The organism is Photobacterium atrarenae (assembly GCF_024380015.1).
Lineage (GTDB): Bacteria > Pseudomonadota > Gammaproteobacteria > Enterobacterales > Vibrionaceae > Photobacterium > Photobacterium atrarenae.
In genome coordinates this window covers 1,772,760-1,784,560 of record NZ_CP101508.1, presented here as the reverse complement: position 1 = coordinate 1,784,560, position 11,801 = coordinate 1,772,760, and the positions used below count along the sequence as shown (strand labels likewise).

15 protein-coding genes are annotated in these 11,801 nt (G+C 45.6%); 11 read left to right on the top strand and 4 right to left on the bottom strand.

Translation table 11 applies throughout. The features are described 5' to 3' along the window. Positions 1–163: 163 nt before the first annotated feature. Positions 164–832, bottom strand: coding sequence for a helix-turn-helix domain-containing protein (locus tag NNL38_RS08480; RefSeq protein ID WP_255387626.1), 669 nt, complete (start codon positions 830–832; stop codon positions 164–166). Between the two features lie 111 nt (positions 833–943). On the opposite strand from NNL38_RS08480, the gene NNL38_RS08475 reads away from it, so the two are divergent. The 8 genes from NNL38_RS08475 (at position 944) to NNL38_RS08440 (ending at position 5,512) form a co-directional block, all read left to right on the top strand. Then, positions 944–1,168, top strand: coding sequence for a hypothetical protein (locus NNL38_RS08475; protein WP_255387625.1), 225 nt, complete (start codon positions 944–946; stop codon positions 1,166–1,168). Between the two features lie 67 nt (positions 1,169–1,235). Next, positions 1,236–1,778, top strand: coding sequence for a toxin YdaT family protein (locus NNL38_RS08470; protein WP_255387624.1), 543 nt, complete (start codon positions 1,236–1,238; stop codon positions 1,776–1,778). Positions 1,779–1,855: 77 nt separating this feature from the next. Further along, positions 1,856–2,611, top strand: a complete 756-nt coding sequence (locus NNL38_RS08465) for a helix-turn-helix domain-containing protein (protein WP_255387623.1) — start codon at positions 1,856–1,858, stop codon at positions 2,609–2,611. Continuing rightward, positions 2,608–3,327: an ATP-binding protein gene (locus NNL38_RS08460; RefSeq protein ID WP_255387622.1), complete on the top strand. Its 720-nt coding sequence runs from the start codon at positions 2,608–2,610 to the stop codon at positions 3,325–3,327. Before NNL38_RS08465 ends, NNL38_RS08460 begins: the two co-directional genes overlap by 4 nt. A gap of 42 nt (positions 3,328–3,369) precedes the next feature. After that, complete coding sequence (locus NNL38_RS08455; protein ID WP_255387621.1) at positions 3,370–3,984, top strand: DNA N-6-adenine-methyltransferase; 615 nt, start codon at positions 3,370–3,372, stop codon at positions 3,982–3,984. Further along, positions 3,981–4,568: a hypothetical protein gene (locus tag NNL38_RS08450; RefSeq protein WP_255387620.1), complete on the top strand. Its 588-nt coding sequence runs from the start codon at positions 3,981–3,983 to the stop codon at positions 4,566–4,568. Before NNL38_RS08455 ends, NNL38_RS08450 begins: the two co-directional genes overlap by 4 nt. Positions 4,569–4,619: 51 nt before the next feature. Beyond that, a complete protein-coding gene (locus NNL38_RS08445) occupies positions 4,620–4,889 on the top strand; it encodes a hypothetical protein (RefSeq protein WP_255387619.1) in 270 nt (89 codons plus the stop codon). Beyond that, positions 4,886–5,512, top strand: coding sequence for a Shedu anti-phage system protein SduA domain-containing protein (locus tag NNL38_RS08440; RefSeq protein WP_255387618.1), 627 nt, complete (start codon positions 4,886–4,888; stop codon positions 5,510–5,512). Before NNL38_RS08445 ends, NNL38_RS08440 begins: the two co-directional genes overlap by 4 nt. A gap of 90 nt (positions 5,513–5,602) precedes the next feature. Here the strand turns inward: NNL38_RS08440 and NNL38_RS08435 are convergent, their stop codons facing one another. The 3 genes from NNL38_RS08435 to NNL38_RS08425 form a co-directional block, all read right to left on the bottom strand. Further along, positions 5,603–6,373 carry a hypothetical protein gene (locus NNL38_RS08435; RefSeq protein WP_255387617.1) on the bottom strand — a complete coding sequence of 257 codons (771 nt, stop codon included), beginning with the start codon at positions 6,371–6,373 and terminating at the stop codon, positions 5,603–5,605. 94 nt (positions 6,374–6,467) lie between these two features. Beyond that, positions 6,468–7,316, bottom strand: coding sequence for a TIR domain-containing protein (locus NNL38_RS08430; protein ID WP_255387616.1), 849 nt, complete (start codon positions 7,314–7,316; stop codon positions 6,468–6,470). Between the two features lie 158 nt (positions 7,317–7,474). Then, positions 7,475–8,326, bottom strand: coding sequence for a DUF6602 domain-containing protein (locus NNL38_RS08425; RefSeq protein WP_255387615.1), 852 nt, complete (start codon positions 8,324–8,326; stop codon positions 7,475–7,477). A gap of 453 nt (positions 8,327–8,779) precedes the next feature. Between NNL38_RS08425 and NNL38_RS08420 the strand changes: the two genes are divergently transcribed. From NNL38_RS08420 to NNL38_RS08410, 3 genes are all read left to right on the top strand, one after another. Next, on the top strand, positions 8,780–9,187 hold the full coding sequence (locus NNL38_RS08420) for a S24 family peptidase (RefSeq protein ID WP_255387614.1): 408 nt from the start codon (positions 8,780–8,782) through the stop codon (positions 9,185–9,187). A 2-nt stretch (positions 9,188–9,189) separates the two neighbouring features. Further along, positions 9,190–10,446, top strand: coding sequence for a Y-family DNA polymerase (locus tag NNL38_RS08415; RefSeq protein ID WP_255387613.1), 1,257 nt, complete (start codon positions 9,190–9,192; stop codon positions 10,444–10,446). Between the two features lie 257 nt (positions 10,447–10,703). After that, positions 10,704–11,801 (top strand): AAA family ATPase, encoded by a 1,098-nt coding sequence (locus NNL38_RS08410; protein ID WP_255387612.1) that lies wholly within the window; start codon positions 10,704–10,706, stop codon positions 11,799–11,801.

Below are 11,801 nucleotides of genomic sequence, written 5' to 3'. Positions count from 1 at the left end.
CAACAACTGGCAGTTTCTATGAATACCAAAAGGAAACTATTGGTTATCTTATTGTGTATTTTTGTCCTGTCAATAACTATTGGTTTCTTTTTGTGGTAAAAAAAATCACCCGGCTGGGTGATTCAGAGGTGTTTGTTCATGATTTTTTAGAGCAAGTTCTTGATTACAAATCCATGATGACTTGCTTTACGTACCCAACAATTCGGCAGTTTCCATTGATTGGAATTGGTTCATATTTGGGGTTTAAAGGAATGAGGTGTTTAAACGGACCATCCTTTTGAAGCTTCTTCAGAGTGGCTTCTTCACTGTCAGAAAGCATTGCCACAACAATTTTTCCATTCTCAGGATCAGGGCAAGATTCGACGATAACGATAGATCCGTCAGGAATTGAAGGATAACCGTGTGGGTTTGTCATTGAATCGCCGCGAACGCGAAGGGCAAAGGCTTTTGAAGTGACTTTCGCGGTCGTTTCTTGCCAATTAATGATATCTCCCAGCGTTTCTGCGCTAGGACTCTCGGTCCAAACACCCGCTTGGACCCAGGATAAAACTGGCACCTTATTCACTGACCCGGCAAGCTCGACTTTAGTTTTGTCTGATTCGCCTGTAATCAGATGATCTACGGATGTACCTACGATCTTGGCTAGGTTTCGCATCCTCTTTGTATCTGGGATTGCTTCACCATTCAGCCACTTCCTGATCGCAACGACAGACACTTTCTCTTCAAGCTTCTCTTGAATCTCTTTTGCTCTGCCGCGAACTGGAAAACCAGCTTGATCACAGGCTTTGTTTAGTCTTTCCGAAAACAGCTGAGACTCTGATTTTCCATTCATTTCGATCTATCTCGTGATCATCGTAACCAAAGGTTATTTTAACGACTTGACAAAAAACTATCAGTTACTGTTAAATGCAAACTATTGGTTTTCTTTTGTGTGAGGAGTTGCATGGGGAACATCGTTGAGAAAGTAAGGAATGACTATTTTGATGGCTCATATGCGGCGGCAGCTCGGCATTTTGGAGTTTCTGCTGCTGGATACAGGAAGTGGGAACAACAAGCAGAGTTTCCAGCAAAGCACGGGCGGATGCAGCAAGCTCATGAGCTGACTTCGATAGATTACAAGTTACTTTGTCCGTCAGCATTTCTGTCTCCTAAAAGTCACGCTGCTTAAAAGTATATTCAATAAATTCAATTAACTACTGATTGCCAACAATCAGGCTAGGTGTAAGGAAACGACCATGCTCAGTTTAAAAAGCGTTATGCGTAACGCACTCGAAAGCTGGCGCTGTGAAGTCTCGAAAGACTTCGTCGCCAACAAAATCGCTCATTTCTATCACAAGCTGAACCTGCATCAGGAACCGGATGCCCCGAAAAAGCTGGTCCTCAAAGTGCCGGGCGCCGACGAGGCCAACAACGCGCAAAACTTCTGGCGTTACAACGAACGCATCTCCGCCGAGGCCAAAGCCAACATGATGGACTTGCTGCCGGCGGTGCTGCTCGCGCTGCCTCAGCAACGGGCGCTGGATATGCTCAATCAGTACCTCAATCCGCTCGGCTTCGTGGTGGCGGGGAAGAGTGGCGATTGCGAGTCGGCAGACCGGGATCGGATGCTCGCCACCATGAACAAAGAAACCTCCGAGGCCGTCACCGCCGTTCTGCTGTTGGGCAAACACGCATCCCTCGACCAGTTGCGTGCCGCCATGAAAGAGCTGGTTGAGAGCAAAGAGTCTCACAACCCGATGCTGGCTTACATCGAAGCAGAAATCGCGAAACGCAGCTAGCTGACCACTGGCTGAAACCAAAAGGACATTGCAATGAGTCTTTACCTGTCTGAACCCGTCCAACCGGGAGGCACCTTATGTCTGTGAGAATCATGTCTAAGGTGTGGGATGATCCGACTTTTCGCGGCAGCACCAAGCTGATCATGCTGTGCTTGGCCGACTTCGCCAACGACGAAGGTTGCTGCTGGCCGAGCATGAACCGCATCGCGCAGAAGTGCGGTGTTTCCATCAGTACGCTGAAATCCCAGCTCAATAAGTTGTGCGATTCTGGCCACATCAGGAAGGAAACGCGCAAGAAAGTGACGTCATCGGGTGAGATAACCAACGACACCAACCTGTACTGGATTGTCACGGAATCGCTGGGTGGGCCAGAATCTGACCCCGGTCAGAATTCACCCCGGCCGAAATCTGACCCCGGTCAAAACTCGGCCCCGGGTAGGCCGAAATCTGGCCCCAAACCATCATTAGATCCATCAATCTCTCATAGTAATACCCCTGTAGTCCCCAAAACGGCTGAGGCGAAAACTCGCAAGGCCGATCGCAAACCCAAAAAACGGGCAGGGACGCTGCCAGGCGATTTCACGATCACCGACGACATGGCGGATTGGTACGCCCGGCAGTCGGAATTCATCATCGACATCAACGAGGCCACCGACCGCTGGAAAGACGCGATGCTGTCGAAGCAAATCAAGTACGTCGACTGGTCAGCCGCCTGGCGCAACGGCATGCGCAACGCGAACAAGTGGGCGCTGGAGCGGGAGAGTCGGCCGCAGGGCAGGGTGAACAGCTTTGCCGGACAAAACTACTCAGCACCGGAGGGATTCCGATCATGAACGTGATGGAGCGATTACAGCGAACTATGCCCAGCCATGTGAAGCCGATGAGCCGGGAGGACATCGACGCCTACGGTCGGCGTCAGGTGGCGGAGTTTCACCGCAAGAACCGCGAAGACTATCGCAACAGCGTGGCGCAGAACCTGCTGGGGCGATCCGGGGTTCGCAAAATTCATCAGCAGTGCAGCTTTGAAAACTATCAGGTGCATGGGGCGGCCCAGGAGAAAGCCGTCGCCAATGCCCGCGCCTGGTTAAGTCGGTTCTACGCCGACGATATGTGCTGTTTCGTGTTCGCCGGCTCAACCGGAACCGGGAAGAACCACTTGGCGTCGGCCATCGCGAACGACCTGAACCATAACGGGCGTTCTTCGGTGCTGATGACGGTGAACGAGCTGATGATCCGGCTGCGGGATACCTATCGCGCAGACTCTCCCGTTTCCGAGCGGGAACTGATTGAGCGGCTGTCCAGTGTAGACCTGTTGATACTGGATGAAGTCGGCGTGCAGCGCGGCAACGACAACGAGGCGCTGACGCTCAATACCATCGTGGACAACCGTTCCGCCGATGGTTTACCAACAGGAATTCTGACCAACCTCAACTACAGCGAGCTTGTTAAGCAACTCGGAGAACGAGTCATGGACCGGCTTAAATCGAACCAAGCGCACTGGGTTGAATTCAACTGGCCAAGCTACCGATCACAAGGGTCAGCGGCCTAAGGATAACATTGCAATGAGTAAGAAAATTCAGGGGGTGAGCGCATGGCGATTTTAGTCAGAACCACCTCGCACAAAGACGATAAAAACCGCTGGGGAACGCAGTGGCGGTGCTTCGCGGACGCGCTGCATCTGTACGGCAAGCCGTTCATGCTGGATGTGTGCGCCGAGCCGGAAACCGCCAAGTGCGATCGCTTTTATGTGTCGCCGGAATGGTTTTCCCGTAACCGGCTGTCGAACTATGGTCTTGAGGGTCATGAGACGTTCCGTTTCAACCCGAATAATCAGATCATCGGGTTTGATGGCCTTGCCTGTGAGTGGGACAACGACTGGTACTGCAATCCGCCGTTCGACCGTAAGCGTGAGTTTCTGATGAAGGCGCACCGCGAAACCGGGGCAGGGAAGTCGGGGATGATGCTGTTGCCCTACGAGCCGTTAACCACCTGGTGGCTGGAACTGGTCGAAGACAAGGCGACGGCGGTATACACGCCGGATGGTCGCTACAACTTCCTGATGCCGGATGGTGTAACCAAGAAATCCGGTGTGAACTTCGGTTCGGTGTTTGTGCTGTTCACGCCGCATCAAGTGAAAATAACGCAACGAATTCCATTCAAACGCGGCTGCGGCGCTGCACAACTGGCTGTGGGGGAAGCGGCATGAAAATCGAACGTCTGTTGGCTAAATTCAATATCAAAGGCATCAACTACGAGCCGAACAAAGGCGGTCGCGGCCTGCTGAGTGTGGAAGAGCAGCTGGCGATTGTGGGGATCAGCTGGCATGAATCTCCGGCCGGGTTTCACGTTCTGTTCGTGGAATGCCTGGCGGATCGGGAGTCGGCTAAGGCTCTGTATCAAATCACCTGGCAGCAAGCCGCCCAAGCCATGGAACAATGGCGCGGCGTGTATTCACCAAAGGCCATTAATGCGCTGAGCCTGACGGCAATGGCCGAAGCCACCCAGCAGCACGGCCAGATCTGCCCGGAGTGCAACGGCAGCGGCAAGGTGACCAACAAGCACCGCGTCACCCGCAAGTGCCCAGCTTGCCACGAAGGCCGCATCGCCTGGACCACCGAAACCCGCTTCGCCGTTTTCTGCCAAACACTGCCGATCACCTATTCTCGGTTCAAACGCTATCAGACAGTGTTGCAGAAGCTGGTCGACTGGCTCACCGGCCAACGCACCGCCGCCATGCTGGCGCTGCAAAGCAGGGTAGAGCGGGAAGAACGCGAGGCTGAGGTGGCTTAGATTGAATGTGCAACTTCGTGTATAGTCTTGTTAGCTGAATGGAATTTCAAAATGAATGTAGTGATAAGTGAAAAAGCTCGTATCGCATTTGAAAGAATGGATCGAGGTGAACAGCGAAAGGCACGGACAGCCATTGAATACTTGCGTATGAGCAACTTAGATGGTTTGCATGTTCAGCGGCTATCTAAGCCCCAAGGTCTATTTATTGGTAGGGTGGATAAAAAGAACCGTATTATCTTCAGGAAAAAATCTGAACATGAAATTGTTGTTGTCGATTTTGTTCAGCCTGATGAAATTAAGAAGTTCTTGGGGGAAGGATGATAAACCTGGCTCCACTTAAGTTTGATTTAGCTGTGTCTGAGGCACAGCTAAACTCGTTTAAAGTGCTTCTTGATAACCAAAATGAAATTGGTGAAACAGATCTGTTAAAGTTTTTCAAGAAAGCTCCCCAATTAATACTGTTGATGGGCCTGTCGTTTGGGATTAAGTCTGCTAAGTATCAAACAGAGCAGTCTCTCTTTAATGAGTTTCGCACTGATTTTACTGTTTCCAATGATAAAGGTGATGACTACTTATTTATTGAATTTGAAGATGCCAAGAAGGAAAGTATCTTTAAGGAAAGGAAGAATAAGACTAGTACCCGTTACGAGTGGGCCCGCCGGTTTGAGCATGGATTTAGCCAAGTTGTTGATTGGTATTCTGTTCTTGATGACTTAAAGCAGACTAACAAAATGAAGCAGCATTTTGGTAACGAAACTATCAAGTATATCGGCTTGTTGGTTATTGGCCGGGATCAGTTTATTCAGCAGGGTGGAAATGAAGAGCGGCTAAAGTGGAGAAGGGAGAAGACCACGATAGACAGTAAGCCGCTATCATGTATGACCTATGATCAGCTGTATGAATCAATGGCGGAGAGCTTGGAGCTGTTGAAGGCTTTTAGTTGAAAGGAAAGGCGACCGAGGTCGCCTAAAGAAAGTTATTATGTACTATGATTAAAAATTACTTTCTCTTAATCTGATATAAATGGAGATAATCTAGATTATATTATTTCTTTCAAATTCCTTCAAATCGGCGACATCAATTTCCGATTTTATTATGCCATAGAAATCAGAGTTGAAAGGAAAAATATTGTTTTTCTCAAAACCATAGCTGCCAAGGTATATATCATCAGTATCAATTTCTTTGATTGGATCAAAATATGTATAGCCATCAAAGTTGAAATCGGATATTGCCCTGAGTAAGTATATTACGGATTCAGAATCAACATGTTCACTGATTGCTATAATATAATTTTCAGGGGGTTCTTTAGTGTTACCTTTTCCGAATATTTCGTTTACAGGGATTTTATGTTGCTTTAAAGATTCGCGAATTGAATTATAGTCCGGCAAATAATCGTTTACTGCAACTTTCCAGCTTCCAAAAATTGAATTTGTCCAATTGCTGTTTTTTACTGGCACTATAGATTTGAGTTTGTTGACCTCTTCTTGTAATAGTAAAGAATCATCCCCTTCAGATTTCTTAATCTCTACAAGCTTATTGGTACGTTTATCCAGATAGCTAGCATAATAGCTATCCTCTTGTAATTCAGGCCTGAACTTAGTTTGGAGCATAAATATTGCGCCTAAAAACATAGGCACATTAAGTACTGATGCGACAACTAACATTGAACTGGTCCAATGTTCTGTACCTATTGCAACAGCAGAACTCAACAAGCTCCCATTTACTAGAATCAGACCAACTAACCAAGCTGCTAGCAATTGGATTGGTTTTGTAACCTTCTCTGGATTAACTTGATTGTTTTTCACTTTATCCCTCGATAAATACCAACGATTCGTTGGTGTACAAACGAAATGTACCTTGTTAAAGGTAAATAAGGTGCATTTCTAGTTAGTGATTTTCTTATTCATATCTCGTGTGGATATCAATATTGTGCTTGTGAATGTAGTCGATTAGACCCCTGTAAGTTTCTAATAAGTATGGCCTGTTACCCCAATTGTTTCCTTCATCATCAACTTTTGGTTCGATAAAGTTTCCACTAGGAGAAACAAAGAGTTCAATATCTCTCAGACATGATTTTGTATGCTGCCAGTCAATTCTGAATATTGCATCATATGCCATCAAAAACTCACTGATTAGACTGTTAAATTCCTGGTGCGACTTAAACCCCCCTGATTTTTGAATAGCTAATGACCTAGATAAATCAAGAACTTCTTCTAAGAGCTCCCGATCGCTTCTGATGTCAGTCGCTCTTGGATCATTAGCCCCAATGGAATGAATTATCTTTGATACTTTTTCTTCTAACTCAGGCCAGAATTTTTCAAAAACTGTATGGAGAACTGATTCCTCTAATACATTTGAACTATTTGCTTTGTTGAGATCAAAAACTAGCCGTTTAAAATCTGATTTTTCAAATAATGTTGTCTGGAATTGAGTTAGTGGTCCATTGATGTCGGAGTTGTCCATACCAATAAGAATTGGGCATACTAGGGATTGATCGACTTTCTTTGAAATTGCTCCAGCTTCAAACATTAACCACTGGCTACTAAGGTTGTCACTAGTCACACAAAAAATACCAGCTAATGAATCATCAAGTTCACTTGCTATATCGGATGACCAACGTGTACCTTTCTCAATGTCATTTGGGGTAAAGTACGGTTTTACCGTCTGTAAAACTGTAGGAAGCCACTCTCGAATAACTTCTGCAACTCTTCTACTCGTATCACCTGACCAACTGATAAAAACTTTCATTATTATTCCTCTTTTACTGTGAGGTGTGGATAAAACTAACGCAGAATTAAAGTGAGAAAATTTATCACGAAAACTGAATGTTATACTGAAAACACAAAACCTAATCTTTAATTGAGAATATCAGCGTTGGGAACCTTGCATAAACTCTTTGTTTGGAGTTATCTCCTGATATTTGTGGCAATGTACTCTACAGGGTCAAAATCTACGAGAGTCGCCACTTTACAATGATTGTAAAGAGCACTAACTAGCAAGCCTATTGCTAACGGCACTTCGTCTTGGATGGGTGCTTTAAACTCTTGTTCGTGTGCTTCTCGTTTAGTATGTGGATAATGATAATTATGCGTACCATAGCCTAATGACCACGTTGGGCTCGCAAAATATGAGCAATGACCGGAATTGAGGCTGGCTATAAAATTGTGTTTATTTGACATATCGATATCTTCTGAATAGTCAAATCCGTTTTCTGGCATTGGGCTAAAACTCTTGCATATTACGAAAGAAAAAATTGCGTCATGTCTAAAATAACTAGAATCAAATGAACGGCCGTTATCCTCATCCGGCGCGTATACTTTTTTTGTTATCCTCGTAGTAGAGCTCAGACTTTTTAGTGCTTTGTTCCTCGCCATTTTATCTAGTATTTCACTCATTTCTAAGCTAGTTCTAATTTGAGACTTTACCTCCCCAATAGCAACTACAGCCTCAACAGGGATAAATTTTTTATATGAAGAATCAACTAGTCTAGGACATGATCCCTTATCATAGATGATTAAATCACACTGGGTACTTATAAGGTTGTCTCGCGTAATAATAAAACCACGTGTTACCCCAAAATTTTGAGGTAGACACAGACTTAATAATTCTTCTACTGCATATTCACGATATTCGCCAAACTCACCAGAATGGTACATTTTATTGTTATTATCGCGAAATATGCTTTCTGAACTTTCATAGTGTTGAATTAGTTTATTTATATTTTGAATTAATAACTCTCTATATACATTGCTTGCCATAATTATACTCCTACGATTTTACGCCTGTTTAGTCCGTCTCCAAGTTGTCGTATTATCTTTAAATCTCGACAACGAACCTATTACAATTGATGTGAAAGGGAAAGTGGTGCACGTTGAACTGTATACATTCACGCTTTTCACTTAATACTTCGCCCAAAACACAATATCGCTCACCTGATAAATTCTCTGATTTTTCAATCGGTTACTACAGGTATTTCATATATTACAATGTTAACCTTGGTCCCAAAAAAGGTGTATTGAACACATCACAATATTGACAATTTATGTGATCAATCACTGATCTATTTGATGCTTATCATACATAGCTAAGTGGTATGACAATAGTGTCTCACTGGCTTCGCTATGTGACTCACATCAAGAAAACACTCCTGCTTGACTAAGCCCGCCTCTGAGGTAACAATGTACTGTACAAATAAACAGTATATTGCGGTTATGAACTTTATCCCTTTTTACGCCAGCGCCGGGATCACTGGCTTTGAAAGCCCGGCGGCAGACTATCTACAGCTTCCTTTGTCCCTTGATGAGTTGCTGGTTGAGCACCCCAGCGCGACCTACATCGGCCTGGCGCAGGGGCGGAGCATGGAAGGGGTCGGCATCTATGATGGTGATGTGCTGATTGTCGATCGCCACGTTGAAGTGCAAGACAAAGATGTCGTGGTCGCGAACCTGAACGGGGAGTTCGTCTGTAAGCTCATTGATACCAAGCAGCGCCGGTTGCTGTCGGCATCACCCGGGCACATGCCTGTTTGTGTGTCGTACCACGATCAGTTCACGCTGGAAGGTGTTGTGACGCGTTCGATTCGGTGTCACCGCCGCAGCCGTATTTTTGCTGAGGGCTGAGCATGTACGCCTTAGTTGATGCGAACTCATTTTACTGCTCGGCAGAGCAGGTTTTTCGTCCGGATTGGCGCGGTAAGCCCATGGTTGTGCTGTCGAATAACGATGGCTGTATTGTGGCAGCGAACCGCCAGGCCAAAGAAGCCGGTGTCGAGAAGTTCAAAGCCTACTTTGAGATGCGCGGGCTGTGTGAAGCGAAAGGGGTGATCGCCTGTTCGTCCAACTATGAACTGTATGGCGATCTCTCCGCTAAGATGATGCAGGTGATCGGGCGGTTTGCGCCGGAGCAGCATGTGTACTCGATTGATGAATCGTTTCTGGCTTTCCATCGCTGCGAGCAGGCGATTCCGGACCTGGTGCTTCATGCGCAAAAGCTCCGGCGTGCCGTTTGGCGGGAATGCCGTCTTCCGGTTTGTGTCGGGATTGGTCCGACGCTGACGCTCTCCAAAGTGGCAAATCATGCGGCGAAGAAGGTGCAGGGCTATCAGGGCGTGTGTGTGATTCGTAGTGAGGCGCAACGCAAGGAGATTCTGTCGCAGTTGAAAACGTCCGATGTCTGGGGGATTGGTAAGCGTATCGCCAAACGGCTGGAGTTCATGGGCATCAATACGGCTTTGCAACTGGCAAATATGCCGCCGGCCTTGGCGCGGAAGTCGTTCAATGTTGAGGTGGAGCGGACGGTTCGGGAGCTGAACGGCGAGGCCTGCAAGGGATGGGATGCAGCCCGGGCCGATAAGAAGCAGATTTTTTCGACCCGAAGTGTAGGGGAGCGCATCACTTGCCCGGAGTATTTGCGTCAGGCGCTGTGCAAGCATGCCGGGGTCGCGGCTGAGAAGTTGAGGCAGCAGCAGTCGCTGGTTCGGGTGTTGATGGTGTTCGCTTCAAACTCTCCCTACGACGAGCGGCCGCAGGGTTTCAAGCAGGTTTACCGGTTCGCGTATCCAACCGACGATACCGCGGTGATCACCAAAGCCGTGGCTTCGTTGCCCAATCAGGTCTTCGTTCCCGGTGTGCGGTACTACAAAATCGGCGTTGGCCTGATTGATCTCGTCAGCGGTGAACATGCGCAGGGCGATCTGTTCGATGAGTCACCGTCCAACCCGGCCCTGATGAAGGTATTCGACGGCCTCAACCAGAAGTATGGTAGCGGCAGCGTGTTCCTCGCCGCCCAGGGCATCGACCCCAAGTGGGCCATGCGCCGAGAGTACCTAACCCCTCAGTACACCACCAAGTGGCGTGACCTGCCTAGGGTGAAGTGCTGAGGTGGGCTCTAAGAACAACTATCTAGAATAGGGAAAGAGCCGGAGGTTATGAGTTAGCGTGGGCTATAGTTGTGAGTGATTTTTAAACACCTTGATGTGTTTCATCGTTTTAAGTGAATTGTAGCTTAATGTACATGATTGAAAAAGTGTGATGGAATGTCGAATCATGTTACCATTCTAAAATGTTATCAACACTTCAATGAGATAGATATCTCTTGGAAACTTGAAGTAATATTAGTGTGTTGAAGAGAGGTATAATGCACCTTACAGAATTAGAAATCTTAAACCTTTGGGGTAAAGATAAAATCTCATTAAGTTTTAAAAACAATGTGACTTTTCTAACTGGTATAAATGGGACGGGAAAAAGCACTATACTAAATATCATTTACGATACGTTAAATTTAAAGCCGGAAAAAGGGATGCCCTCCACATCCAAATATCGGTTTTGGTCATCTAAAGCATCTTTTGATAATGATGTTCATGCAACTTCTTTACTATTGCCTAATGACAATGGAACTAAAGAACACCAAGAGATTGAAAAGGTAGTAAGTGAGAATGAAAGCCTTCACGACTTGAATGTTATTAATAAGTTCAAAGATATCTATTGTGAGGATTCAAAGTCTAATGTGTTTAATAATATACACTATTCAAATGACTTGAAGGGCGAAATTACTTTAAAAGAACTTCATATTCCAGTTGAGATAAGAGATGAGTTAACTAGTGAGTATGGTAAAGGTTTCTTTGAAAGACCAATGGCTTTCTTATTTCAAGAGGACAGATCTACATTACATAATGTTGAGAAAAGTAATATCGACTTTTCATTACATTATTGGAATTTATATAGAAGCTCCATTGATGATAGGTTCGCTTATTTACGAGATGGTGTCCAAATTTATGAGTCTCATATTAACCAAGCAGCTAGAGCCTACCTTGAAGGGGAAGACATTAGTGTGGATGAGATTGAAGAGATAAAGCGTAAATCGAGTGAGATAAGAAACGTTATTTTAAAGTTGAATTCATACTTGAGTGAATCTCACAAGGAGGTCGTTCGTGATGAAGACAATAAGATAACTTTACGAGAAATAGGTAGCGATGAGCCTATATCTTGGCATTTACTCTCACGTGGTGAGAAAACTTTGCTATATATATTTTTTGTTGTTTTCCTGTATAGAAGTAAGGTTCGAGTTTTTTTATTTGATGAACCAGAGATATCCTTACACGTAAAGTGGCAGAGAAATCTAATTAAAGATCTCTCAGAACTAGCACCGAATAATCAGTTTATTATAGCAACCCATTCACCTAGCTTGGTTCAAAAAGGTTGGCTACCCAATTGCTTAGAGCTAACGAAGGGATGA

Bases quoted from the DNA above. Each gene is read 5' to 3' on its own strand.
- NNL38_RS08420 (WP_255387614.1), top strand. From the start codon at position 8,780: ATGAACTTTATCCCTTTTTACGCCAGCGCCGGGATCACTGGCTTTGAA.
- NNL38_RS08475 (WP_255387625.1), top strand. From the start codon at position 944: ATGGGGAACATCGTTGAGAAAGTAAGGAATGACTATTTTGATGGCTCA.
- NNL38_RS08440 (WP_255387618.1), top strand. From the start codon at position 4,886: ATGATAAACCTGGCTCCACTTAAGTTTGATTTAGCTGTGTCTGAGGCA.
- NNL38_RS08460 (WP_255387622.1), top strand. From the start codon at position 2,608: ATGAACGTGATGGAGCGATTACAGCGAACTATGCCCAGCCATGTGAAG.
- NNL38_RS08425 (WP_255387615.1), bottom strand. From the start codon at position 8,326: ATGGCAAGCAATGTATATAGAGAGTTATTAATTCAAAATATAAATAAA.
- NNL38_RS08470 (WP_255387624.1), top strand. From the start codon at position 1,236: ATGCTCAGTTTAAAAAGCGTTATGCGTAACGCACTCGAAAGCTGGCGC.
- NNL38_RS08415 (WP_255387613.1), top strand. From the start codon at position 9,190: ATGTACGCCTTAGTTGATGCGAACTCATTTTACTGCTCGGCAGAGCAG.
- NNL38_RS08450 (WP_255387620.1), top strand. From the start codon at position 3,981: ATGAAAATCGAACGTCTGTTGGCTAAATTCAATATCAAAGGCATCAAC.
- NNL38_RS08465 (WP_255387623.1), top strand. From the start codon at position 1,856: ATGTCTGTGAGAATCATGTCTAAGGTGTGGGATGATCCGACTTTTCGC.
- NNL38_RS08445 (WP_255387619.1), top strand. From the start codon at position 4,620: ATGAATGTAGTGATAAGTGAAAAAGCTCGTATCGCATTTGAAAGAATG.
- NNL38_RS08430 (WP_255387616.1), bottom strand. From the start codon at position 7,316: ATGAAAGTTTTTATCAGTTGGTCAGGTGATACGAGTAGAAGAGTTGCA.
- NNL38_RS08480 (WP_255387626.1), bottom strand. From the start codon at position 832: ATGAATGGAAAATCAGAGTCTCAGCTGTTTTCGGAAAGACTAAACAAA.
- NNL38_RS08410 (WP_255387612.1), top strand. From the start codon at position 10,704: ATGCACCTTACAGAATTAGAAATCTTAAACCTTTGGGGTAAAGATAAA.
- NNL38_RS08455 (WP_255387621.1), top strand. From the start codon at position 3,370: ATGGCGATTTTAGTCAGAACCACCTCGCACAAAGACGATAAAAACCGC.